Origin of the sequence: Paracoccus sanguinis, from assembly GCF_900106665.1 — a bacterium.
GTDB classification, from domain to species: Bacteria; Pseudomonadota; Alphaproteobacteria; order Rhodobacterales; family Rhodobacteraceae; genus Paracoccus; species Paracoccus panacisoli.
On record NZ_FNNA01000003.1, the window covers coordinates 264,371 to 288,931 of the forward strand.

Sequence of the window (24,561 nt, forward strand, 5' to 3'; positions counted from 1 at the left end):
CCGGTCAGCCCGCCTTGCGGGCGCGGGGCTTCGCAGCAGGCTTGGCAGGCTTCTCATCATCTTCCGCGGCGGCCTTGGCCTTGCTGGCCGCCGGTTTCTTCGCCGCCGTCTTGCCGCCCGAGGCACCCGCCCCGCCTGACGCCTTGAGGCTGTCCTTGAGCGCCTGCATCAAGTCCACGACGTTGTCGGCCGAGGGCCGCTCGCCCGAGGCGGTGACGCGCGGCGCCCGGCCCTTACGCTTGTCCTCGATCAGCGCCCGCAGCGACTTGTCGTAGTTGTCGGTGAAGGCCGCGGCGTCGAAGGGTGCGGTCTTCTTGTCGATCAGCGCGGTGGCGACCGACAGCAGGTCCGGGTCGGCCTCGTCGTCCTCGATGGTGCTGAACAGCGGGTCGGCGTCCTTGATCTCGTCGGCGTAGAACAGCGTCTCCATCAGCAGCCCGTCGCCGCAGGGGCGCACCGCGCACAGATGCTCGCGCCCGCGCAGGGTGAGCTGGCCGATCCCCGTCTTCTGCGCCTTGCGCAGCGCGTCGCGGACCACGCGATAGGCGTCCTCGGCCAGATCGTCGGCGGGGACGATGTAATAGGGCTGGTCGTAGTAGAGCGGCGAGATCTCGTTGGTGCCGACGAACTGGACCAGTTCAAAGGTCTTCTTCGTCTCGAGCTTGATCGCGTCGATCTCTTCGGGGTCGATCAGCAGGTATTCGTTGTCGCCCAGCGAATAGCCCTTGAGGATCTCGTCGGACGAGACCTTGCCGATGCCGGGCACGGTCTTTTCATAGTTCACCGGCTTGCCCGAGGGGCCGTGGATCTGCCGGAACGCGACCCGCCGGCCGGTCTTGGTCGCGGTGTGGATCTCGATCGGGATCGACACCAGCGAGAGCCTGAGCTGCCCCTTCCAGACCGCGCGCGACGCCATGACCGTTCCCCCTCGCAAGATACCTGGCGCCGAACGCCCCGGCGCCCGGCGCGGTTGCATCGGCCCCGCGCGGGCGGCGCGGGGTCAGACGTCCAGCGTTTCCTCGGCCTTCTCGGCCAGCGCCTCGGCTCGGGCGGCGAGTTCGGCCAGCGCCTCGCCGATGGCGGCGGGGACCACCGGCACCTCGATGCGCGGCGGGTTGGCCTTGAGCCTGGCCAGCTCGCGCTCGGCCGCCGCGGCCCGATCCTCGAGCGCCGCGGTGCGGTCGGCGAGCATCAGCCCGGCCAGCAGCAACAGCCGCGGCTCGGGCATCCGCCCGGCCTGGTCGAGAATCGCCCGCGCCTCGGTATCCAGCATCGCCGCCGCGCGTTTGAGCAGCCGCTCCTCACCCTCCTGGCAGGAGAGGGTGTAGTCCTTGTGGCCGATGGAGAAATCGACGGTGGGCATCAGCTGCGCCCTCCTTCCTGGTCGAGGCGATCGGCGGTCAGGTCTTCGGGAAGTTCATCGGTCGGGTCGGCATCCTCGTCGAGCCAGTCCTCGCCCACCCGCAGTGCATCGGGGTCGGGGTCCACGGTCAGGTCGCGAGGGGTGTCTGGCGGCGGAGTGCGGTCAGGCGGGGCGGGGCTGTCCGGGGCCGCGACGGCGGGGGCCTCATCGGCGGCGGTTGCGACATCCGGGGCAGCGCGATCCGCGGGCGGCTCGCCACGCACAGACGCGCGGCTGCGGTCCGTCGCGGGGCGCCCGTTCGGGCCGGGGCGGCCCCGCGCGGCCGAGGAATGGCTGCGCGGCGTCGTCGTCACGCCGAGCATCCGGTCGAGCGCGTCGAGGATCTCGCTCATCTGCGCGACCTCCGCCGCCCGCGCCGCGTGCTGGGCCTCGAGTTCCGCCTCGAGCGCCACGCGCACCGGGTCGTCGCCCGCGCCCTCGCCGTCGATCGCCGCGATCAGCGCCCGGTTGGCGCGCGCCAGTTCGTCGTTGGCGGCCGCCAGCCGCGCCGCCTGCTCGCCCGCGCCGGCCAGCCGCTCATGCGCCTCGGCCAGCCGCATCTGCATCGCCTCGAGCGTCGCCGCCTGCCGGTCGCGCAGCGCCGCGATCTCGGCCGAGGGCTCGGCGTCGTCGGGCGATGCCGGGGCGGCAGCGGCAACGGGCGCGGCAACGGCAGCCGCGGCGGGCGCGGGCCTGCGGGCGGCACGGTCGAGGCTGTGGTCAAGCCGGTCGAGCGCGGCGCTGAGGCGCCGCTCGGCGGCGGAGATGTCGGTCATGGGACGGTCGGTCCTCTGGCTAGGCAACCCGTTCTCGCAAAGCCGGGCGGTTCTGGCAAGCGCCGGGGCCCCCGCGCCGGCCCGCCTGCCTCAGCCGTCCAGCGGCGCCTGCGCCGAGAGCGCGCACCAGACCGCAGGATCGGCCTCGGGCGCCGCCGTGCAGTCGTCGATCCGGTCCAGCGGCTCGACCGACGCGCCGCCAGTCGCCGGCACCGTCACGCGGTAGGCTTGGGGGAACACGGATGCCCCGTGATCGTAGGGGGCGAAGCGGGCGTCCGTCTCAACGCAGGCCTGCGCGCCGACCCGGTAGCCCGCGCCGGTCAGGATCGCCCCCAGCCGCTCACCCTTGGCGGCGCAGTCGGCGGCATCCTCGGCGGTGCTGAACGACACATGCGGCGGCTCGCCCGCCGACAGCGTCACCAGCACCAGCACGACCGACAGCGCGCCCGCCACCCCTCAGACCCCCGCCGCGTCCAGCACCGCGTCGCAGCGGGCGCAGGTCGCGGGATGGTCGTGGGTGCCCACGTCGGGCAGGATCTGCCAGCAGCGCTGGCATTTCTCGCCTTCGGCCAGCTCGAACACCACGCCGATCCCCGGCACCTCGGGCAGGCGGAACGCCTCGGAGGGCGCCGGATCGCCCGACAGCCCCACGTCCGAGGTGATGCACACCGCGGCGAAATCGACCGAGCGCAGCGCGGCCAGCGTCGCGGCATCCTCGACATGGACCACCGGCGCCGCCTCGAGGCTCGCCCCGATGGTCTTGTCGGCGCGCCGCAGCTCCAGCGCCGCCGTCACCACCCGGCGGGCGCGGCGGATGCCGTCCCACTTGGCGGCGAGCGCGGGGTTCAGCCACTCCGCCGGCGTCTCGGGGAAGTCGTGCAGGTGCACGCTGTCCTCGTCGGACGGATGGCGCGAGAGCCACACGTCCTCGGCCGTGAAGGGCAGGATCGGCGCGAGCCACAGGGTCAGCCGCTGGAAGAGCGCGTCGAGCACCGTGCGCGCGGCACGACGCCGCGGGCTGGTCGGCGCGTCGCAATAGAGCGCGTCCTTGCGGATGTCGAAGTAGAAGGCCGAGAGATCACCGGTGGCGAAGTCGAAGAGCGCCCGGAACACCCCCTGGAAGTCATAGGCCGCGTAGCCCGCCCGCACCCGGGTGTCGAGTTCCGCCAGCCGGTGCAGCATCAGCGCGTCCAGCTCGGGCATCTCGGCCAGCGGCAGCCGCTCGGCCGCGTCGAACCCGGCCAGCGCGCCCAGCATGAAGCGCATGGTGTTCCTCAGCCGCCGATAGGCGTCCGCGGTGCCTTTCAGGATCTCCTTCCCGATCCGCAGGTCCACCGTATAGTCCGACTGCGCCACCCAGAGCCGCAGGATGTCGGCGCCGTACTGGTCGATCACCTCCTGCGGGGCGACGGTGTTGCCCAGCGACTTGGACATCTTCATGCCCTTCTCGTCGAGCGTGAAGCCGTGGGTCAGCACGCCCCGATAGGGCGCCCGGCCGCGCGTGGCGCAGGCCTGCAGAAGCGAGGACTGGAACCAGCCACGATGCTGGTCGGTGCCTTCGAGGTAGAGGTCGGCGATGCCGTCCGGCGCCCCGTCCGCGCGGTCGCGCAGCACGAAGGCGTGGGTCGAGCCCGAATCGAACCACACGTCGAGGACGTCCATGACCTGCTCGTACTCCGCGGGGTCCACGATCCCGTCGAGGATGCGCTCCTTGAAGCCGTCGCGGTACCAGACATCGGCGCCGTCGCGCTCGAACGCCTCGAGGATGCGGCCGTTCACGCGGTCGTCGCGCAGCAGGAAGTCGGCGTCGTCGGGGCGCGCACCCTTGCGGGTGAAACAGGTCAGCGGCACCCCCCAGGCGCGCTGCCGCGACAGCACCCAGTCGGGGCGGCCCTCGACCATGCTGTGGATGCGGTTGCGCCCCGAGGGCGGGGTCCACGTCACCAGCTCGTCGATCGAGGCGAGCGCCCGGGCGCGGATGGTCTCGCCATGCGCGTCCATCCCGTCCGCCAGCGGCTTGTCGATGGCCGCGAACCACTGCGGCGTGTTGCGATAGATCAGCGGCGCCTTGGACCGCCAGCTGTGCGGGTACGAATGCTTGAGCTTGCCCTTGGCCAAGAGCGCCCCCTGCCCCGCCAACGCCTTGATGTTGCTGACGTTCGCCGGGCCCTCCTTGCCGTCGGCGGTCAGGATCGCCTGCCCCCCGAAGACCGGCAGGTCGGCGCGGTAGCTGCCATCGGGCAGCACGTTGTGGGTCATCTTCAACCCGTGCTTCAGCGCCAACTGATAGTCGTCGTCGCCGTGGCTGGGCGCGGTGTGCACAAAGCCCGTCCCCGCGTCCTCGGTCACGTGGTCGCCGGGCAGCATCGGGATGTCGCCGTCCCACTCGCCCGCGCCCCCCTCGATCCCGCGATAGGGATGGGCGAGGACCAGCGAGGCCAGCTCGTCGGCCGGCACGTCGCGCAGGCGGCGATACATCCCCGGTTCAAGCTTGGCGGCGCGGAACGTCTCGTCGGCCAGCTTGTCGGCCAGCAGGTAGGTGCCGCCGATCCGCGCCATCGACGCTTCGGGCCGGCCCGTCACCTCGTAAAGCCCGTAGGCGATGCCCGGCCCGAAGGCGACCGCGCGGTTCTGCGGGATCGTCCACGGCGTCGTGGTCCAGATCACCACCCGCGCGCCCAGCAGGTCGGTGCGGAGGCAGCCGTCGAGCGGCGCAAACTCGTGCTGCGCCACCACCGGGAAGCCGACCCAGATCATGTGGCTGGTGTGGTCGTGGTATTCGACCTCGGCCTCGGCCAGCGCGGTCTGTTCGACCGGCGACCACATCACCGGCTTCGAGCCCTGATAGAGGCTGCCGTTCATCACCAGCTTCATGAACTCGCCTGCGATCACCGCCTCGGCGTGATAGTCCATGGTGAGGTAGGGGTCGTCCCACTTGCCGGTGACCCCGAGGCGGCGGAACTCATCCCGCTGCACCTCGACCCAGCCCTCGGCGAAGCGGCGGCATTCCTGCCGGAACTCGACCACGTCCACCGCGTCCTTGTCCTGGCCGCGGGCGCGATAGGCCTCCTCGATCTTCCACTCGATCGGCAGGCCGTGGCAGTCCCAGCCCGGCACATAGCGCGCGTCCCGGCCCATCATCTGCTGGCTGCGGGTGATGAAGTCCTTGAGCACCTTGTTCAGCGCATGGCCGATGTGCAGATGCCCGTTGGCATAGGGGGGGCCATCGTGCAGCACGAAGGGCTGCCGCCCCGCCGCGCGCGCGCGCAGCCGGTCATAGACGCCGAGCCGGTCCCAGCGGGCCAGCCACTCGGGCTCGCGCTGCGGCAGGCCCGCGCGCATGGGAAACTCGGTCTCGGGCAGAAAGACGGTGCTGCGATAGTCGGGGGCGGCGTGGTCTTCGGTCAGGGTGTCGGCGGGCATCGGGAATCCTCGGGGGCGGGCGCGCTAGGGCAGACGGCAACGGGCAGGCAACGACCCGGCAGGCGCGAGACGCTCACGCCGCCGGGCGGCTAATTCGGGATATCCGGGCCGCGGGAACCATGCCGGGCTTATAGGAACCGCGCCCGGCCCCTGCAAGGCGGGGCGGCGGGGGGTGGCGGGGGCGTGGGAGCGGGGGGAGTGGTTGACGCCACGCTGGCACCCACAAGGTCGAAATGCGCGCTACCTGCCCCGGGTCAAGCAACGCTGACGCGCAGGGAGACCGTCGAAAGCGGTGCCACCGCTCCCATCGCCTGTGAGACAGGGCACGGACCCTCGCCGCGTGGGGGCGAGAGGAGTGGGCATTGGAGCATTATCAGGATGCGGCTGGCCTACTCCGCCCCGCGACCCCGCAACACGCGCGCCGGGCACCGGCCGCTCGCCGCACCCTGCACCAACCCCCGCCCGACGCCCCACCCTCACCACCTAGCCATGCACCCACCGCATGGCACGGGCCACCGATGCGGCAGCCGGATTGCGCCCGTCCCGTCCCCGCCCCAACGTGGCCCGCATGACCGACTCGCGACGCCCCTGCCCCCACCCCGCCCGCCGATGATCGACGTGCCGCCCCGCTCGCGCGCCGCGCTCGTCTCGCAGGCCTGCATCTGCGCGGTGATCGCCGTGTCGCTGGCCGAGATCGTGCACCCCGCCCCCGCCCTCGGCTGGATCGCGGGCGCGGCCATCGCGGTCTATTTCGCGCTCGAGTGGCGGCGCTTCACCCTCGCCTCGTGGGTGCCGGTTGGCCTGTCGGCCGCGCTGCTCGCCCTCGCGCTGGCCCGCGGGGTCGCGCCCGCGGCGATCGAGGACGGGCTGGCGCGCATGGCCTTCCTCGCCTCGCTGCTGGCGCTGCTCGGGATCCTGCGGGTGGTCGCGGGCGACGCGCCCGCGATTGCCGAGGCGGGGCGCTATCTGACCGCCCAGCCGCCGGGGCGGCGCTACCTCGCGCTCGCCTCGGGCGGCAACATCTTCGGGCTGCTCATCAACCTCGGCGGGCTTGCCATCCTGCTCGAGATGGCGGTGCGGGCGCTCGACGCCGACACCCGCGCCTCGGCGGCGGTGCGGGCGGTGCGGCTCAGACGGATGACCGTCGCGGTGCTGCGCGGCTTCAGCCTGCTGCCGCTGTGGTCGCCCTTCGGCTTCGGGATGAACACGCTGCTGCTGGCCATGCCGGGCCTGAGCTACGCCCGGCTGGGCCCGCCGGGGATCGCGGTGGCGCTGGTGTTCCTGGCCGCGGGCTGGGTGCTCGATCGGGCCACCGCACCGGCGCGCACGCCGGGGGTGACGCCCGCCCACGCCGAGCCCGGCGACCGGGCCGGGCTGATCCGGCTGATCCTGCACGTCGCCGCCCTGGGCGCGCTGGTCTTCGCCATCGGCGAGGTCGCGCGGCAGGATTTCCAGCACGCGCTGCTGCTCGCGGTCCCGGCCTACAGCCTCGGCTGGGCGGCGGTCCTCGGCCGCCACCAGCCGGGCGGGGCGGGCGCCGCCGTCCGCCGCACCGCGGTGATGACCGTGCGCCGCTTCCCCCTCGCGGCCGGCGAGATCGCCATCTTCGCCTCGGCCGGGCTGCTCTCGGTGCTGGCGCTCGAGCTGATCCCGGTCGAGCGGGTGCAGGCGCTGGTCGCCAGCCTCCACGCCAGCGGCGGGGTGGTGATCGTGGCGCTGAACCTCACGCTCTTCGGCCTCGCCAGCCTCGGGATCAACCCGATCATCACCGCCGCGGTGGCGGGCGCGCTCGTGACCCGGCTCGACATCCCCGGCCTCACCGACCTCGCCGCCGCGCTCAGCCTCGCCGGATCGTGGAGCCTGGTGATGATCTTCTCGCCCGTCATCACCACCGTCGCCTACGCCGCGGCGCTGGTCGGCCAGACACCGATCACGGTCGGGCCGCGCTGGAACGGGGTCTATTGCCTCGCCGGGCTGGCACTCTGGACCGGGGCGATGGCCGGGCTGGTGACGCTGGGCTGGGTCTAGGCCCGGCCCTACGCCCGCAGCCCGGCGAAGGTCGCGGGGTCGAGCGAGGTCTGCGCGAAGGTCTCGCCCTCGGTCATCAGGCTCACCGCGTCATGCGAGTGCAGCGATTCCTGGTGGCTGGCGATGATGCGGAAATCCCCCACCCGCGGCTCGGCCTCGAGCTCGCGGGCAAAGGCGCGCACCGCGTCCTCGACGAAGATCGGGTTGGCCGCGTTCAGCTCGGCGAAGGCTTGCTCGTCCTCGCGCTTGACCATCACCTGCGTCTCGGTCGCAACCGCCCGGCGGCAGAGCGCGATCATGTCCTCGAACCACAGCTTCTCCTCGCCCAGCATCACCGCCGAGATCCGCGCGACCGAGCGCTGCGAGTGCGGCGTGGCAAGCTGCCCGCGCCCCGCCCGCGCGTGCTCGGACAGCTCGAGCGAACAGGGGCAGGTCGAGGAATAGACATAATCCGCGTGCAGGATGCGCAGCCGCTCGCCGCCCTGGTCCACCATCTCGAGCGCGAGGTCGTAATACTGCCACCCCTCGAGCCCCGAGCGCAGCGAGCCGACCCGCATCGGATAGGAGAGCCGCATCTGGATGCGCGCGTCGAAGGCGTCGAGGTGGTCCTTGTAGTCTGACAGCGCCGCCGCCATCACGCCGAGCGAGAACTGCTTGTCGGCGTGGGCATAGAAGGACCGCATGATGCGGCTCATGTTGATGCCCTTGCGGTCGGCCTCGAGGCTGACGGTGCCGGTGACGCTGGTTTCCAGCGTGATCTCGCCGCCGTCCTTCTGGCGGTAGCGGATCGGCAGGCGGAAGTTCGAGATGCCGACGTGCTGGATCGCCTTGCGGGCGCCGACGATCAGGCTCGCCGGGCCGTTCTGCAGGTCGGGCAGGCTGGCGCGATAGGCCTCGTCCACGCGGAAATCGGCCGGATAGTCGCGACGCAGCGCCGGATAGGCGGGGGGCGGGGTGGGCGTGGTCTGGGTCATCGGCGCCTCGGGCGGTTCGGACGGTCCCGATATGGGGCCGCCGCGGGCGAAATCAAAGCGGCAGGCGCGGGTTGGTCACGGGGTCGACGCGACGGGCGGCCCCGACTCAGCCGATCGCGCCGAGGATGTCGGCGGCCAGGTCGTCCGCGTGTTCCAGCCCGACCGACAGGCGGATCAGCCCCGGCCCGATCCCCATCGCCGCGCGGTCGTCCTCGGACAGGCGCTGGTGGGTGGTCGTCGCCGGGTGGGTGGCGATGGACTTGGCGTCGCCGAGGTTGTTCGAGATCGACACCAGCGCCATCCGGTTCAGCGCCGCGAAGGCGGCCGCCTTGGTGCCGAGGTCAAGCGCGATCATCGTCCCCCCCGACCCCATCTGCCGCATCGCCAGCGCGTGCTGGGGATGGCCGGCAAGGCCCGGATAGATCACCCGCACCCCGGCGCCCTCAAGCGCCTGCGCCAGCGTCAGCGCCGTGTCCGCCATCGCCCGCACCCGCAGCTCGAGCGTCGAAAGCCCGTTCAGCATGATCCAGGCGTTGAAGGGGCTGATCGCCCCGCCGGTGTGCTTGAGATAGGGCTCGGCCACCTCGCGCACGAACTGGCGGGTGCCGCAGATCACCCCGCCGAGCGCCCGCCCGCCCCCATCGACGTGCTTGGTCGTCGAATAGATCACCACGTCCGCGCCCTGCTCGACGGCGCGCGAGAAGACCGGCGTGGCGAACACGTTGTCCACCACCACCAGCGCGCCCGCCGCATGGGCGATGTCGGCGATGCCCGCGATGTCCATCACCTCGAGCGTCGGGTTCGAGACCGTCTCGAAGAACACCGCCCGCGTCCCCGGCGTGACCGCCGCCCGCCACTGGTCGAGGTCGGTGCCGTCCAGCAGCACCACATCGACCCCGAAGCGCTTGAGGATGTCGAGCACATAGAGGCACGACCCGAAAAGCTGCCGCGCCGCCACGATCCGCTCGCCCGGCCGGGCGATCGCCATCAGCGCGCCGTTGACCGCCGCCATCCCCGAGGCAGTGGCAAAGGCATCCTCGGTCCCCTCGAGGCTCGCCATCCGGTCCTCGAACATCCGGCTCGTCGGGTTGCCGTAGCGGGCATAAATGAACTCGTCCGGCCCCGACTTGATGAACCGCGCCTCGGCCTCCTCGGCGCTGGCGTAGGCGAAGCCCTGGGTCAGGAACAGCGCCTCGGCCATCTCGCCGTACTGGCTGCGGCGGATGCCGGCATGGACCGCCCGGGTGCGGGGGTGCCGGGCGGACGCGGGGCGCGGGGGGGAATCGGAGTTCTCGGCCATGGCCGCGGATTACTCCCGGCGCGGAAAAAGCGCAACGTGGCCGCCGCGTCGCTCTTGACGCCGGCGCGGCGTGCCCTAAGTCGCGTCGGGACCGGGCCCCTCTGGCGATCTTGGCGGATCGTGATGTCGGTCGCATCACCTCAACCGCCGCAAGGGCCGCCGCAAAGGATCGCCACCCGTGGATTTCCTGACTTCAACGATGTTTCTCGGCCAGCCCGTCTGGATGTGGGCCGTCTTCCTCACCGCCGTGGTGGTGCTGCTGGTCCTCGACCTCGGCGTCCTGAACCGCGGCAACCGCGAGATCGGGGTGCGCCGCAGCCTGATGCTGTCGGTGATGTACATCGCCCTCGGGCTCGGTTTCGGCGGCTTCGTCTGGTGGCAGATGGGCCAGCAGCCCGCGCTCGAGTACCTCACCGGCTTCGTGGTCGAGAAGTCGCTGGCGATGGACAACGTGTTCGTCATCGCCATGATCTTCGGCGCGCTGGCCATCCCGCGGCAGTACCAGCACCGGGTGCTGTTCTGGGGCATCCTCGGCGTGATCGTCCTGCGCGGCATCATGATCGGCGTCGGCGCCACGCTGGTCGCGCGCTACGAGTGGATCCTGCTGATCTTCGCCGTCTTCCTGATCGCCACCGGCATCAAGATGCTGCTGTCCTCGGGGGACGAGGATCACGACGTGGGCCAGTCGCGCATCCTGCGCTGGCTCAAGCGCAACCTGCGCGTCACCTCGCGACTGCATGGCGAGCGCTTCTTCGTCCGCCGCGCCGATCCCCGCCCCGGCCGCCGCGGCAAGACCCTGCTCTTCGCCACGCCGCTGTTCCTCGCGCTCGCGATGGTCGAGATCGCCGACGTGATCTTCGCCGTCGACAGCGTGCCCGCGATCTTCGCGATCACCACCGATCCCTACATCGTCTACACCTCGAACATCTTCGCCATCCTCGGGCTGCGCGCGCTCTACTTCGCGCTTGCGGCGATCATCCACCGCTTCGCCTATCTCAAGCAGGCGCTGGCCGTGCTGCTGGTCTTCATCGGCGGCAAGGTCATCGTGGCCGAGATGCTGGGGATCGAGAAGGTGCCGCCGTCGGTGTCACTGTCGGTGACCTTCGTGATCCTCGCCGCGGGCGTCGCCTACTCGCTGTGGCGCACCCGCGGCGCGGCCCACGCGGACCTGACGAACAAGGCGTGAACACCGCCCTTTCGTTGCGAGGCTGAACGGCCTATGTTGGGGCCATGAGCCAGTTCGACGACGCCGACGCCTTCGAGGCCGCAGCCGCCCGTGCCCCCGCCCCCCGCCCGTCGCTCAGTGCGCGGGCGATGGGGATCGGGGCGCAGGCGGCGCCCGCCTATCTCGACGGGCTGAACCCCGCGCAGCTCGCCGCGGTCGAGGCGCTGGACGGCCCCGTCCTGCTGCTCGCCGGCGCGGGCACCGGCAAGACCCGCGCGCTCACCACCCGCATCGCGCATCTTCTGACCCAGGGCCGGGCCACCCCCGGCCGCATCCTCGCCGTGACCTTCACCAACAAGGCCGCGCGCGAGATGAAGGCGCGGATCGCCAAGCTCCTGGGCGAGACGATCGAGGGGATGCCGTGGCTCGGCACCTTCCACTCGGTCAGCGTCAAGATCCTGCGCCGCCACGCCGAGCTCGTCGGCGTGGGCGACCTGCACCTGAAGTCGAGCTTCACCATCCTCGACACCGACGACCAGCTGCGGCTGCTCAAGCAGCTCATCGCCGCCGAGAACATCGACGAGAAGCGCTGGCCGGCGCGGATGCTCGCCGGTCTCATCGACGACTGGAAGAACCGCGCCCTCACCCCCGGCCGCGTGCCCGCGTCCGAGGCGCACGCCTACGACGGCAAGGGCGTCGCGCTCTACACCCAATACCAGCGCCGCCTGATCGAGCTGAACGCCACCGACTTCGGCGACCTGCTCTTGCACTGCGTGACGATCTTTCAGGCCCACCCGGACGTGCTCGCGCAGTGGCAGGACCGCTTCCGCTACATCCTCGTCGACGAGTATCAGGATACCAACGTCGCCCAGTATCTCTGGCTGCGGCTGCTCGCGGCCGGGCACCGCAACATCTGCTGCGTGGGCGACGACGACCAGTCGATCTACGGCTGGCGAGGCGCCGAGGTCGGCAACATCCTGCGGTTCGAGACGGACTTCCCCGGCGCCCAGGTGATCCGACTGGAACAGAACTACCGCTCGACACCGCAGATCCTCGCCGCCGCCTCGGGCCTCATCGCCGCCAACAAGGGTCGCCTCGGCAAGACGCTATGGACCGACGCCGAACCGGGCGAGAAGGTCCGCCTCATCGGCCACTGGGACAGCGAGGCCGAGGCCCGCTGGATCGGCGAGGAGATCGAGGCCTTCCACGGCGGCCACCGCCATTCCGTCGGCCGCCGCAGCCTCAACGACATCGCCATCCTGGTGCGCGCTGCCCACCAGATGCGGGCCTTCGAGGACCGCTTCATGACCATCGGACTGCCCTACCGCGTGATCGGCGGCCCGCGCTTCTACGAGCGGCTCGAGATCCGCGACGCGATGGCCTATTTCCGCCTCGCCGTCTCGCCCACCGACGACCTCGCCTTCGAGCGCATCGCCAACACCCCCAAGCGGGGGCTGGGCGACAAGGGCTTGCAGACCATCCAGCGCGTCGCCCGGGCCGAGGGGCTGTCGCTGCTGCAGGGGGCGGCGGCGGCGGTCGCCGCGGGCGATCTGGGCGGCAAGGCTGCGGGCCAGATGCGGCTCTTCACCGAGGCGATGGGCCGCTTTCACGCCGACGCGCTCGACAGCCGGGTGAGCCATGTCGAGCTGGCCGAGCGCATCCTTGACGAGACCGGCTACACGGCCATGTGGCAGGCCGACAAGTCGCCGGACGCGCCCGGCCGCCTCGACAACCTCAAGGAACTCGTCAAGGCGCTGGAAGAGTTCGAGAACCTGCAGGGCTTCCTCGAGCACGTGGCGCTGGTGATGGACGCGGCCGAGGGCGAGCAGGCCGAAGAGGTGTCGATCATGACGCTGCACGCGGCCAAGGGCCTCGAATACCCCATCGTGTTCCTGCCGGGGTGGGAAGACGGGCTGTTCCCCAGCCAGCGCAGCATGGACGAATCGGGCCTGAAGGGCCTCGAGGAAGAGCGGCGGCTCGCCTATGTCGGCCTGACCCGGGCCGAGGACCTCGCCACCATCAGCTTCGCCGGCAACCGGCGGATGTACGGCCAGTGGCAGTCGTCGCTGCCCTCGCGCTTCATCGACGAGCTGCCCGAGGATCAGATCGAGGTGCTGACGCCCCCCGGCCTCTACGGCGGCGGCTACGGCGCGGCGGCGCAAGGCTTCGGGCAGCCCTTCACCCCCTCGGCCATGCACGACCGCGCCAGCCGCGCCGACGTCTACAACTCGCCCGGCTGGAAGCGGATGCAGGAGCGCGCGGCGGCCCGGTCCGCGCCGACCCACCGCACCCCGATCGTCATCGACGCGACCCCGGGCGAGCGCTTCGCCGTGGGCGAGCGGGTGTTCCATCCGAAGTTCGGCACCGGCACGGTTCAGGGCATCGCCGAAGACACGCTGACGGTCGAGTTTCCCGCCGGCTTCAAGACCATCAAGGCGGCCTACGTCCAGCCCGCCGCCGAGGCCGCCCGCGACATCACCCCATCGGACGACGTGCCGTTCTGAGTCGCCGCCGCGAAGGCTGCCGCCCCGCCGCCCCGCCGAGTCGCGGCATCGCCCACCGGACGGCCCCGCTGGCTCAACCCGATCCGCTGACGGCTCTGCGGGGGTCCCACACCCCCGAATCCCCCTGCCCGCCGGTCAGCCGCCCCGCCCCCCTCGGGCTGGACCCAAATATCCCGGGGTCCGGGGCAGCGCCCCGGCCGGCGCCGCCGCTCGCCGCTTCCGCTTGCCCCTTGGCCACGCTTGCGCGAAAACCCCCGCCATGACCGATCGCACCCCCGCCTCCGCCCCGCGCGCGCCCCTTCCCCACAGCCTCAAGCTGGCGCTCGACTACGGGCCGCTCGTGGCCTTCCTCGTCGTGTTCCTGCTCTACCGTGACCGCACCGTGCACTGGGGCGGGCAGAGCTATCCCGGGCTGATCGTCGCCACGCTGGTCTTCGTGCCGCTGACCATCGCCGCCAACGCCGTGCTCTGGGCGCGCACCCGCAAGCTTTCGGTCATGCAGCTCGTCACGCTGGTGATCGTGGTGATCTTCGGCGGGCTGACGATCTGGCTCAACGACGAGCGCTTCATCAAGATGAAGCCCACCTTCATCTACCTGCTGCTGGCCGGGATGCTCGGCCTCGGCCTCGTGCTGCGTCGCAACTGGCTGGCGCTGGCGATGGGCGAGATGGTGCCGCTCGCCCCCGAGGGCTGGCGCCGGCTGACCCTCAGGATGACCGGGCTGTTCCTGACGCTTGCGGTCCTCAACGAGATCATCCGGCGCACCCAGTCCGACACCACCTGGGTGCTGTTCAAGACCGTGGGTCTGATCGCGCTGACCTTCGTCTTCCTGATGGCCAACGTCCCGCTGATCCAGCGTTACGCGCTGATCCCCGAGGAGAACGCGGGCGAGGACGGCACCCCGCGCTGAGGCGCCACCAACCGCGACCAGCGCCGCGCCGGCCGTGCCGGCCCCGCCGCCGCCAGCAGCGGCAGCGGCAGCGCCGCGGGTGTGCAGAGCACGCAGCGCCACAGGTCGAAGAGCCCGGCGCGCAGATAGGGCGACCAGTGGCAGGCGCGGCTCGCCCGCGGGTCGATCGCGAAGCCCAGCCGCCCGAGGCTCTCAAGCGTCGCCGCATCGTCGATCTGCAGGTCCACCCAGTTCCGCCGCGGCTGCCCGAGCCCGAACCCCAGCGCCCGATGCCGCCCGGCCGACAGGATCAGCTCGAGCGCGAGGTCGAACGGGTCGTTCTCGCGCGACGTGACGTTGACGACCTCGGCCAGCATCCCCGCGGGGCTGGCGATGGCCGCCTCGGCCCGCGGGCGCAGCTCGGCCGCGGCGAGCAGCACGACCCGCCCCACCGCCCCCGGCGCGGCGCGCCCCAGCGCCGCCAGCGCCACCCGGGCGCCGAGCGAATGGCCGATCAGCGCCACCGGCCGCCGCGCCGCGAGCGCGAGCCGGTCGATCAGCGCGGCGAGCTCCGCCCCGACCTCGGCCGCCCGCCCATGCACCGCCCTCAGCCCGCCGCAGCTGTCCCAGCCAAGCGCCACCCCCAGCCCCTCGCTCCCCTCGGCGCTGAACCCGAGCGCCGCGGGCCAGGACAGCGCCCGGCGCGCGCCCGGATTGGGGGTGAGCGACAGGATGTGGTGATGGGGCGAGCGGCCGGGGACGGACGGGGTGAAGCGGTAGCCGTGGATCATCACCACCACGGGCCGGTCCGGGGGCAGCGCCTCGGCGCGGCGCCACAACTCGGCCGGGACCGGAGCCCCGCTGTCGATCCTGACCAGCGCCATGGCGCACCTCGTCGATCTCCTGCGCCGAAGATGCGCGGATTTCGCAACCGCAGCATGACGCGCGGGTGACGGTCGGGTGACGGAGGGGGGGTGATGCCTGCCATGCGCCGGGTCGTTCGCATGAACCGTGCATGAACATCGCACGAACATTGCACGAACCGCGCAGGGATGGTGCATGGCCCACAAACGGAAAACCGCGCCGCGGCAGGGCCGGGCGCGGTCGGGTCGTCTCGAAAGGGGGCGATCTTACTTGATCTTGCCTTCCTTGTACTCGACGTGCTTGCGGAGGACGGGGTCGTACTTGTTGACCGTCATCTTCTCGGTCATCGTGCGGGCGTTCTTCTTGGTGACGTAGAAGTGCCCGGTTCCCGCCGTCGAGTTCAGACGGATCTTGATCGTCGTCGGCTTCGCCATTGGTCCTGCTCCTGCTGCGGGGCGGGCCTCTGGGCCGCTGTCCGATTACCCCGTCCTAATCTTTGAAGCCCGCCTTTTAAGCGTGCCCACCCGGGTGTCAACCGGATTCGGCTCGAAATGCCGCCGAAAACGCCCTCAGCGCGCCCTGAGCAGGCACATGACCTTGGCGACGCCCCCGCCCGCATCCTCGATCGGCACCAGCACCGCGGTCGAGGCGACCGCACGGCGGCAGTCGAGCGTGACGCGCACCGTCTCGCCGCCCGCCGCCTCGGCCAGCGCGCCGCGCAGGGCGAGCCCATCGGCGTGGGGCCAGAGCTGCCACCAGAAGCGGCCGCCGGGGCCGAACCGCCCCGGCTCACCCGGCATCAGCAGCGACTGCGCAGCGGGGTTGAGCTGGGTCACGCGGCCATCTGGGTCCATCAGGATCACCGGCTGGACCATGTGGCGCATGAGCGCGAGCGCCAGCCGCGTGCCGCGGTCGGCGCCGGGGGTGGAGGACAGCGCGAGGCCGGCGGCCAGGTCGACCGGGATGGCATCGCGCAGGACGGATTCGGGGTGCGGCAGCATGGAATCCCTCGCGAAACTGAAAATGGGTACGACAATCCCTGCAACTTTAGCATGAGTTGCGGAACCGACAGACACAATTTTCATCAGTCGGTCTGCCGCCGCGACTCGGGCGGTCGCGTGCGGGGCCGGGCAGGAGTGGGAAACGCGCGGACGGCCTGTAAGCCGGGTTCTGTCCAAGGGGCTTGCACCCCTCTGGATGACCATTCCTCTCGGCCCGCCATTGCTGACGGGCTCAAGCTGCCAACCCGGATCTGCTGGGGCGCAGGCGGCCCTGCGGGGTTGCCCCCGCGCGCGATCCCTATTCGGCATTGCTCCCGGTGGGGCTTGCCGTGCCGGTCCGGTTGCCCGTCCCGCGGTGGGCTTTTACCCCACCGTTTCACCCTTGCCTGCGGCTGGTACCCCGAAGGGGCCTGGCCGCGGGCGGTCTCTTCTCTGTGGCGCTTTCCCTGGGGTTGCCCCCGCCGGGCGTTACCCGGCACCGTGCCTGCATGGAGCCCGGACTTTCCTCGCGCGGCCCCGTCCCGAAGGTCGGCCCGCCCGCGGTCATCCAGCCATCCGCGCAGGCGCCGAGATAGGGGGGGCGGCGGGTCTGGTCAAGCGCGGCCTCACCGCCCGGGCGGTCGAAAGATCCATCAGCACGGACGACGGGGGCGGACAGCCCCCTGCCCTTTCAGTCCAGCCGCAGCGCCGCGAGGATCGGCCCGGGGCGCCCGCCCCGCAGCGGCTGCTGGACGAGGATCGCGTGGCGGGTGTCGGCGGGGTAGCCGCGGCTTGCCATGGTGCCCGGCCGCACGGTCAGGCGCAGCGGGGTGCGGGCCGGCCAGGCGCTGAGCTTTTCGACCCCCACCACGATGTTGCGGTAGAGGATCGAGTGGCCGCGGTTCTCGCCCCCGTCGATCCGCACCTTGCGCTCGGGCAGGTAGCGGACCAGCAGCACGTCGACGCCGCCGGGGATCGCCGCCCGGGGGGTGAGGTCGATCACCGGGTTGCCGCCGTCCTCGGCCGCGGTGACCATGACGGCGGGTGGGCGGCTCGAATGTTCGTCGATGAGGGCCAGCAGCCCCATCCGGCCGACGCCGATCAGCGTGTCCTGCCCGTCCACGATGATCTGCGGCGTATAGACCCCGCGTTCGCCGGCGGCGGCAGCGTAGCCCTCTTGCCGGGTGGTGTGGCGGGGGTCGGCGAAATTGTCGGTCCAGCCGAGATAGTCCCAATAATCGACGTGCCAGCTGAGCGGCAGCACGCCGGGCAGGTCGGCGAGCCCGGCCAGCAGCGCATCCGCCGCAGGGCAGGTCGAGCAGCCCTGCGCGGTGAAGAGCTCAACCACCACCGGCGCCGCGATGCTGCGCGCCATCGCGGCGCGGGGCGCCGGGGCGGCCTGCCCGCGCATCGGGTCGGCGCGCTCGGGGACGAGGGCGAAGCCTTCTCCGCCCATCGGCATGTCCTCGACGAACCCCTCGCCGGGGCCGGTGTAGCCGTTGTCGTCGGGGGCCTCGATCACCGCGATGTCGCCGGGATCGGCGGCGTCACCCGTGTCGCCCGGGTCGAAGCCGGGATCGACGTCGCCGGTGTCGGGCGCGTCGCCCACCTGCTCCTGCCCCGGCGCGCCGTCGAAGGGGTCGGCGGAGAGCGGGTGCGGCGCGGCGGTCAGCGAGACGAGCAGCACGGAAAGCGCGAGTGCCAGCGCCTTGAGTGGCGTCCGGCCCGGCCCGGCGGAGGGCCCCGATGACAGGGCGCAGGCCAGCCGCGAAGTCGGGACAGGGTGGCGGAATGGGGTCGGAGCGGCGCAGGACATGGCCTGTCTTTAGGGCCAATTCGTCGGAGCGGCCAAATCAACGCTTCGTTAGACCTGCGCGCTGTGGCGTGACCGCCGCACCCGGCCCGGCGCGGCGTTCCGCCCGCACCCCGCCGCCACGGTTCGGCCCCACGCAATGCCGCACTTGCAGCGCCCGCGCGAAATGTATACTATGGCATACAAAGACGCACCCCGGGGACCGCCGACCCGCCATGCGGCGCTTGCGCTGCGCGGCGGATCGGGGCAATCGGGGCGCAGACCCGCCCTCCCGCCAGCTCTCCACCGTTGAAAGGACAGCCATGCCGATCGTCACCGGAACCGACACCGCCAAGACCCGCCGCGAGCTTTCCGCGGGCGGTGCGACCTACGCCTATTACTCGATCCCGGCCGCGACCGAGGCGGGGCTGGGCGATTTCTCGCGCCTGCCCGCGGCCCTCAAGGTCGTGCTCGAGAACATGCTGCGCTTCGAGGATGGCGGCTTCACCGTCAGCGTGGACGACATCAAGGCCTTCGCCCAGTGGGCGCAGGACGGCGGCAAGTCGGACCGCGAGATCGCCTATCGCCCGGCCCGCGTGCTGATGCAGGACTTCACCGGCGTTCCGGCGGTCGTGGACCTCGCCGCGATGCGCGACGGGATCAAGGCGCTTGGCGGCGACGCGCAGAAGATCAACCCGCTGAACCCGGTCGATCTGGTCATCGACCACTCGGTGATGGTGGACGAGTTCGGCACCCCGCGCGCCTTCCAGCGCAACGTCGATCTGGAATACGACCGCAACATGGAACGCTATCAGTTCCTGAAATGGGGTCAGGGCGCGTTCAACAACTTCCGCGTGGTGCCGCCCGGGACCGGCATCTGCCACCAGGTGAACCTCGAGTATCTGGCCCAGACCGTCTGGACCGACACCGATCAGGATGGCCAGACCGTGGCCTATCCCGACACGCTGGTCGGCACCGACAGCCACACCACGATGGTCAACGGGCTTGCGGTGCTCGGCTGGGGTGTCGGCGGGATCGAGGCCGAGGCGGCGATGCTGGGCCAGCCCGTCTCGATGCTGATCCCCGAGGTCGTGGGCTTCAAGATCACCGGCGCGCTCAAGGAAGGCGTGACCGCGACCGACCTCGTGCTCAAGGTCGTCAAGATGCTGCGCGACCACAAGGTGGTCGGCAAGTTCGTCGAGTTCTACGGCGCCGGCCTTGACAACATGCCGCTCGCCGACCGCGCGACCATCGCCAACATGGCCCCCGAATACGGCGCCACCTGCGGCTTCTTCCCCGTCGATGACGAGACGCTGCGCTACCTGCGCCAGACCGGCCGCGACGAGGACCGCATCGCGCTGGTCGAGGCCTATGCCAAGGCCAACGGCCTGTGGCGCGACGCGGCCTATGAGCCGGTCTATACCTCGACCCTCTCGCTCGACCTGTGCGACGTGGTGCCCGCCATCTCGGGTCCGAAGCGGCCGCAGGACCACGTCGCGCTCGACGCCGCGGCGCAGACCTTCAAGGCCTATATCGAGGGGCTGAAGCCCGCCCCGTCGGTCCCGAAGGAGCAGAAGTTCGAGATGACCGAGGAAGGCGGCGCGCCGTCGCCCTCGTCGGACCAGATCCCGGGCGGCAACCGCGGCGGGGCCGAGCTGTTCGGGGCCCCGGTCGAGGGCCGCGACTTCACGCTCAACGACGGCTCGGTGGTGATCGCGGCGATCACGTCGTGCACCAACACCTCGAACCCCTATGTGCTGATGGCCGCGGGGCTCGTCGCGCGCAAGGCGCGGGCGCTGGGGCTGACCCGCAAGCCGTGGGTCAAGACCTCGCTCGCCCCCGGGTCGCAGGTGGTGGCGGAATATCTCGACGCCGCCGGGCTGCAGGACGATCTGGACGCGCTGGGGTTCAACCTCGTGGGCTTCGGCTGCACGACCTGCATCGGCAACTCGGGCCCGCTCGAGCCCGAGATCAGCAAGGCGATCGCCGAGAACGACCTCGTCGCCGTGTCGGTGCTGTCGGGCAACCGCAACTTCGAGGGGCGGATCTCGCCGGACGTGCGCGCCAACTACCTCGCCAGCCCGCCGCTGGTCGTGGCCTATGCCATCGCGGGCGACATGAACATCGACATCACCCGTGAGCCGATCGGCCAGGACAAGGACGGCCGCGACGTGTTCCTCAAGGACATCTGGCCGACCTCGGCCGAGGTCTCGGACCTCGTCCACAAGGTCGTCACCCGCGAGATGTTCCAGTCGAAATATGCCGACCTGTTCAAGGGCGACGAGCGCTGGCAGGCGGTCGAGACCACCGACAGCGAGACCTATGACTGGCCGGCAACCTCGACCTACATCCAGAACCCGCCCTACTTCCAGGGCATGAACCGCGAGCCGGGCGTCATCACCGACATCGAGGGCGCGCGGGTGCTGGCGGTGCTGGGCGACATGATCACCACCGACCACATCTCGCCCGCGGGCTCGTTCAAGCCGACCACCCCGGCCGGGAAATACCTGACCGAGCGCCAGGTCGCGCCCGCCGACTTCAACAGCTACGGCTCGCGCCGAGGCAACCACGAGATCATGATGCGCGGCACCTTCGCCAACATCCGCATCAAGAACGAGATGCTCGAGGGGGTCGAGGGCGGCTACACCAAGGGGCCGGACGGGGACGAGACCTCGATCTACGACGCGGCGATGGCCTATCAGCAGGCCGGCACCCCGCTGGTCGTGGTGGGCGGCGTCGAATATGGCGCCGGCTCGAGCCGTGACTGGGCGGCCAAGGGCACCAACCTTCTGGGCGTCAAGGCGGTCATCGCCGAAAGCTTCGAGCGCATCCACCGCTCGAACCTCGTCGGCATGGGGGTGATCCCGTTCGAGTTCACCGGCGGCGACACCCGCAAGACCCTGGGGCTGACCGGCGCCGAGGTGATCTCGATCCACGGGCTCGCGGACGACTTCAAGCCGCTCAAGATCGTGCAGGCGACGATCCGCTATGCCGACGGGACCGAGAAGACCGTGGACCTCAAGGCCCGCGTCGATACCGAGGTCGAGATCGAGTATCTCAAGAACGGCGGCGTGCTGCACTACGTGCTGCGGAACCTCGCCAAGAGCTGAGCCCGCGCCGGGCTGAGGATCGAAGGGGCCCCCAGGCGGGGCCCCTTTTCACATTCGGTTGGGCAAATGTTGAATTGCGCGGCCCGCGCGCCCCGTGCCAGCGTGACGGTTCTTCCAGTGTTCATGCAGCAAGGGATCTGACCGATGGCGACCATCAACGGCACCAATGAGAACAACACCCTCTATGGCACCGCCTGGGCGGACCTGATCCGCGGGTTCGACGGGGACGACCGGATCTACGGCCGGGCCGGCAACGACACGATTTATGGCGGCGACGACCACGACAGCATCTGGGGCGAGAACGGCGACGACATCATCGTGGCCGGCAAGGGCGAGGATCGGGTGTGGGGCGGGGCCGGCAATGACCGGATCACCGACGAAAGCGGCAACGACATGCTGGACGGCGGCGACGGCAACAACCTCATCAACGCCGGGGAGGGCAACGACACGATCCGCTCGGGAACCGGGTCCGACACCATCAACGCCGGCGAAGGCAACGACATCGTCAGCTCGGGCGCGGGCGGGGACCGGATCTTCGGGCTCGAGGGCGACGACCGCATCGGCGCGGGCGCCGGCCACGACATCCTGATCGGCGGCGAGGGCAACGACACGCTGATCGGCGGGCTCGGCAACGACGACCTGGCCGCAGGCGAGGGCAGCGACTACCTGAACGGTGGGGCGGGCAACGACATGCTGCGCGGCGGCGAGGGTGATGACCGCTTCGTCTTCACCGCCGGTCTCGACACGGTGCGCAACTTCGACAGCGACGACGACGTGATCGACCTGCGCAGCTTCGCGGGCCTCGACAGCTATGCGGACGTGCGTGCGCATCTCGTGCAGGCCGGCAACCATGTCGAGTTCCGGCACGGCGCCGACGTGCTGCGGATCGAGTGGACCCGGCTCGGCGAACTCGGGTCCGACGATTTCAACTGGTAACTCGGCTCATCCAAGGGGGCGCGCATCTGCGGGCAGGTGCGCGCCGTCCGTCAGCGCGGCAGCGCGCCGCAGAACCCGCCGCTCGCCACCGCGCCCGAGCCGAGCGCCAGCATCGCCGGCGCGCGGTAGGGGTTGGGCGGCGCAGCCGCGAGGTCCGCGCCGATCAGCGCGGCAAGCCCGGCAAGGCACAGGGCCGCCATCACGCGACGGGTCATTTGCGCCCCTCCATCCCAAGGATCGGCCGAAGCCGGACACCGACCGCCGACCCGGCGAACCCCATCACCAGCCACGCCCAGCCGTGCAGGCTGCCGGTCGAGATACCCGAGAACAGCGCCCCCACGTTGCAGCCGAAGGCGAGCCGCGAGGAATAGCCGAGCAGCAGCCCCGAGATCACGGTGGCGACCCACGCCCGCGCCGGCAGGTCCGGCAGACGCTGCGCCAGCCCGCCGCGCCAGAAGGCCACGAGCATCGCCCCGAGGATGGTGCCGAAGGCAGTGAGCGAGGTGATGTCGGTCAGGACGCTCTGCGTCACCCGCGCGGCGTTCCCCGGCGCCGACCAGAAGGCCGAGGCGCTGAGGTCGACGCCGAGGCTCGCGGCCGCCTTGGCGCCCCAGAGGCCCAAGCCGTAGACCACGCCCCACGGCTGGCCCGAGACGATGAGGTTCGCGAGTGCCAGCGCGGCCAGCAGCCCCGCCGCGGCGATCCAGCGGCCGGGGATGCGCCGATGCCCGGGCGCGGCCACGGCCAGCACCACCGCCGCGACCACCGCCAGCAGCGCCAGCGTGATCCCGAGACCGCTCGCCCCGCCCAGCACCACCACCGGCAGCGACCCGAGGTTCGTCCACCAGACGAGCGAGAACGACCCGAGGAAGCTGCCGAGGGCGAAGAACGGCAGCGCCACGACCGCGACGGGGTTGCCGCTGCCGGCGTTGACGAGGGTGCCCGAGCCGCAGCCCAGCACCACCTGCATCGCCGCGCCGAAGACGAAGGCGCCGCCGAGCATCGCCCAGCCGATCGGCGCGGCGGCGCCGGAGAGCTCGCCCGGGTTCGCGGCGATCAGCGGCATGGCGACCAGCGCTGTCAGCGCGATGGCGAGGATCTGCGCGAGCACGCCCCCCGCCTCGCGGCGCAGGATCAGCGCCCGCCACGGGCCGGCAAAGCCGAAGCGCAGCCCCTCGAGCGTGATGCCGAACCCGAGGCCGATGGCCAGCAGCAACGCGAAGCGCGCGCCCACGAACAGCGCCACGGCGGCCAGCGCCGCGAGCGCCAGCGCCACCGCCGCGCTGCGGCTGGCGAGGCCGGGGACGAGGGGGGTGGCGGGCGCCTCGCGCGCGCCCATCTGGCTGGTGACGGCGACCATGCGCTTACCCCCTGATCTGCCGCAGCAGGTTCTCGACCAGCCCCGGCCGGTTGGCGATCTCGTGGTCGCCACGGGTATAGCCGACCATCGATTCGGGATACATCTTCACGTCCGGCAGCCCGGCGAGCTCCGACAGCGCGAACCACTCGGTCGCGGCCCAGTGGCCGGTGTTGCAGAAGGTGACGATCTCGCGGTCAGGGCTCAGCCCCAGCGCGCGGGCGACGTCCGCGGCGGTGGCGGCCGGGGCAATGGCGGGCGTGCTGCCCGCGAACCACTCGGTATGCGGCACGTTCTGGGCCCCCGGCACGGTGCCCGGCACCGAGGCCGCGGCATGGGCCTGGCGCCCCTCGTAGAAGCCCGGCGGGCGGGCGTCGAGCAGCACCGCATCGCCCTTGCCCGCGGCGATGGCCGCGACCTCGGCCTCGGTCGCGGTCCAGCGGTCGTCCCAGGTGATCTCGATCAGCGAGGGCGCGGGCGTGACCGGCGTGGTCTCGGTCGGCTGGCCGGCGGCGGCCCAGCCGTTCATCCCGCCGTTCAGGATGGCGATGTCCTGCACCCCGGCGGATTTCAGCGTCCAGTAGACCCGCGCGGCCGCGCCGAAGTCGTCCTGGTCGCTGCCCTGATGGACGACCACCACCGGGCGGCCGAGCTCGACCCCCAGCTGCGAGAGCGTGGCCTGCAGCTGCTCGGGGGCGACGGGGCGGCCGGGGTTGTCGGTCGGCCCGCGGAACAGCTTGTAGGGCGCATCGACCGCGCCGGGGATGTGCCCCTTGGCGTAGTCCGCGCCGCGGATGTCGAGGATCAGGGGCGCACGGTCGGTGGCGGCCAGTTCGGCGGGGGTGACGAGCGGGCCGAGGTGCTGGGCGCGCGGTGCCTCAGTGGCAGGGATGGCGGACGCGGGCGCGGCGGGCGCGGTGGGGGCCGGCGCGGTCTGGGCCAGCGCCGGGACCGCCAGCGCCACGGCAGCGGCAGTCAGGAACGGGGCGATGATGCGCATGGGACACTCACTGGGTCAGCGGGGTTGAGCGTCGAGATACGCAGCCCGGCCCGCCCCGCCA

At 71.3% G+C, this 24,561-nt stretch carries 20 protein-coding genes and 1 other RNA gene; 6 read left to right on the top strand and 15 right to left on the bottom strand.

Annotated elements, in window-relative coordinates; genetic code table 11:
- Positions 1-4: 4 nt before the first annotated feature.
- From ku to ileS, 5 genes are all read right to left on the bottom strand, one after another.
- Positions 5-916: a non-homologous end joining protein Ku gene (gene ku, locus BLW17_RS12435; RefSeq protein ID WP_052176553.1), complete on the bottom strand. Its 912-nt coding sequence runs from the start codon at positions 914-916 to the stop codon at positions 5-7.
- A gap of 84 nt (positions 917-1,000) precedes the next feature.
- Entirely contained in the window at positions 1,001-1,363 is a 363-nt protein-coding gene (locus BLW17_RS12440; RefSeq protein WP_036704172.1) for a cell division protein ZapA, read from the bottom strand.
- A complete protein-coding gene (locus tag BLW17_RS18350; RefSeq protein ID WP_074826714.1) occupies positions 1,363-2,178 on the bottom strand; it encodes a hypothetical protein in 816 nt (271 codons plus the stop codon). Before BLW17_RS18350 ends, BLW17_RS12440 begins: the two co-directional genes overlap by 1 nt.
- 90 nt (positions 2,179-2,268) lie before the next feature.
- On the bottom strand, positions 2,269-2,631 hold the full coding sequence (locus BLW17_RS12450; RefSeq protein WP_036735505.1) for a hypothetical protein: 363 nt from the start codon (positions 2,629-2,631) through the stop codon (positions 2,269-2,271).
- Between the two features lie 3 nt (positions 2,632-2,634).
- Positions 2,635-5,601: an isoleucine--tRNA ligase gene (gene ileS / locus BLW17_RS12455; RefSeq protein WP_036735503.1), complete on the bottom strand. Its 2,967-nt coding sequence runs from the start codon at positions 5,599-5,601 to the stop codon at positions 2,635-2,637.
- Positions 5,602-6,210: 609 nt separating this feature from the next.
- Here ileS and BLW17_RS12460 point away from each other — a divergent pair.
- Positions 6,211-7,629, top strand: coding sequence for a hypothetical protein (locus BLW17_RS12460; protein ID WP_074826718.1), 1,419 nt, complete (start codon positions 6,211-6,213; stop codon positions 7,627-7,629).
- 8 nt (positions 7,630-7,637) lie between these two features.
- Here the strand turns inward: BLW17_RS12460 and folE2 are convergent, their stop codons facing one another.
- Together folE2 and BLW17_RS12470 are read right to left on the bottom strand one after the other, a co-directional pair.
- The gene (folE2, locus tag BLW17_RS12465) at positions 7,638-8,603 is read right to left on the bottom strand and encodes a GTP cyclohydrolase FolE2 (protein ID WP_036736878.1); all 966 of its coding nucleotides are present in this window, start codon (positions 8,601-8,603) and stop codon (positions 7,638-7,640) included.
- Positions 8,604-8,709: 106 nt separating this feature from the next.
- On the bottom strand, positions 8,710-9,903 hold the full coding sequence (locus BLW17_RS12470) for an aminotransferase class I/II-fold pyridoxal phosphate-dependent enzyme (RefSeq protein WP_074826721.1): 1,194 nt from the start codon (positions 9,901-9,903) through the stop codon (positions 8,710-8,712).
- Between the two features lie 178 nt (positions 9,904-10,081).
- On the opposite strand from BLW17_RS12470, the gene BLW17_RS12475 reads away from it, so the two are divergent.
- The 3 genes from BLW17_RS12475 to BLW17_RS12485 all read left to right on the top strand — a co-directional run bounded on the left by BLW17_RS12475 (position 10,082) and on the right by BLW17_RS12485 (position 14,482).
- A complete protein-coding gene (locus BLW17_RS12475; protein ID WP_036736636.1) occupies positions 10,082-11,089 on the top strand; it encodes a TerC family protein in 1,008 nt (335 codons plus the stop codon).
- Between the two features lie 44 nt (positions 11,090-11,133).
- On the top strand, positions 11,134-13,572 hold the full coding sequence (locus BLW17_RS12480) for a UvrD-helicase domain-containing protein (RefSeq protein ID WP_036736638.1): 2,439 nt from the start codon (positions 11,134-11,136) through the stop codon (positions 13,570-13,572).
- Positions 13,573-13,831: 259 nt separating this feature from the next.
- Complete coding sequence (locus BLW17_RS12485) at positions 13,832-14,482, top strand: inner membrane-spanning protein YciB (RefSeq protein ID WP_036732939.1); 651 nt, start codon at positions 13,832-13,834, stop codon at positions 14,480-14,482.
- Here the strand turns inward: BLW17_RS12485 and BLW17_RS12490 are convergent.
- The 5 genes from BLW17_RS12490 to BLW17_RS17440 form a co-directional block, all read right to left on the bottom strand.
- Positions 14,431-15,345, bottom strand: a complete 915-nt coding sequence (locus tag BLW17_RS12490; RefSeq protein WP_036732941.1) for an alpha/beta fold hydrolase — start codon at positions 15,343-15,345, stop codon at positions 14,431-14,433. The genes BLW17_RS12485 and BLW17_RS12490 overlap by 52 nt on opposite strands.
- A gap of 246 nt (positions 15,346-15,591) precedes the next feature.
- The gene (gene rpmG / locus BLW17_RS12495) at positions 15,592-15,759 is read right to left on the bottom strand and encodes a 50S ribosomal protein L33 (protein ID WP_036700690.1); all 168 of its coding nucleotides are present in this window, start codon (positions 15,757-15,759) and stop codon (positions 15,592-15,594) included.
- Between the two features lie 135 nt (positions 15,760-15,894).
- Positions 15,895-16,326, bottom strand: coding sequence for a PAS domain-containing protein (locus BLW17_RS12500; RefSeq protein WP_036700691.1), 432 nt, complete (start codon positions 16,324-16,326; stop codon positions 15,895-15,897).
- A 142-nt stretch (positions 16,327-16,468) separates the two neighbouring features.
- An RNA gene (gene rnpB / locus BLW17_RS12505) (RNase P RNA component class A) lies at positions 16,469-16,885 on the bottom strand.
- Positions 16,886-16,996: 111 nt separating this feature from the next.
- Positions 16,997-17,992 carry a DUF1223 domain-containing protein gene (locus tag BLW17_RS17440; RefSeq protein ID WP_052176332.1) on the bottom strand — a complete coding sequence of 332 codons (996 nt, stop codon included), beginning with the start codon at positions 17,990-17,992 and terminating at the stop codon, positions 16,997-16,999.
- A gap of 428 nt (positions 17,993-18,420) precedes the next feature.
- On the opposite strand from BLW17_RS17440, the gene acnA reads away from it, so the two are divergent.
- Together acnA and BLW17_RS12520 are read left to right on the top strand one after the other, a co-directional pair.
- Entirely contained in the window at positions 18,421-21,207 is a 2,787-nt protein-coding gene (gene acnA, locus BLW17_RS12515; protein WP_036732946.1) for an aconitate hydratase AcnA, read from the top strand.
- Between the two features lie 144 nt (positions 21,208-21,351).
- Complete coding sequence (locus BLW17_RS12520) at positions 21,352-22,143, top strand: calcium-binding protein (RefSeq protein ID WP_036732949.1); 792 nt, start codon at positions 21,352-21,354, stop codon at positions 22,141-22,143.
- A 50-nt stretch (positions 22,144-22,193) separates the two neighbouring features.
- Here the strand turns inward: BLW17_RS12520 and BLW17_RS18160 are convergent, their stop codons facing one another.
- Genes BLW17_RS18160 through BLW17_RS12530 form a run of 3 tightly spaced genes read right to left on the bottom strand, consistent with a single transcriptional unit; the run spans position 22,194 to position 24,500 of the window.
- Positions 22,194-22,358, bottom strand: a complete 165-nt coding sequence (locus tag BLW17_RS18160; RefSeq protein WP_168781975.1) for a hypothetical protein — start codon at positions 22,356-22,358, stop codon at positions 22,194-22,196.
- The gene (locus BLW17_RS12525; protein WP_231572766.1) at positions 22,355-23,503 is read right to left on the bottom strand and encodes a YeeE/YedE thiosulfate transporter family protein; all 1,149 of its coding nucleotides are present in this window, start codon (positions 23,501-23,503) and stop codon (positions 22,355-22,357) included. Before BLW17_RS12525 ends, BLW17_RS18160 begins: the two co-directional genes overlap by 4 nt.
- Positions 23,504-23,507: 4 nt before the next feature.
- A complete protein-coding gene (locus BLW17_RS12530) occupies positions 23,508-24,500 on the bottom strand; it encodes a sulfurtransferase (protein WP_036732952.1) in 993 nt (330 codons plus the stop codon).
- Positions 24,501-24,561 lie beyond the last annotated feature (61 nt).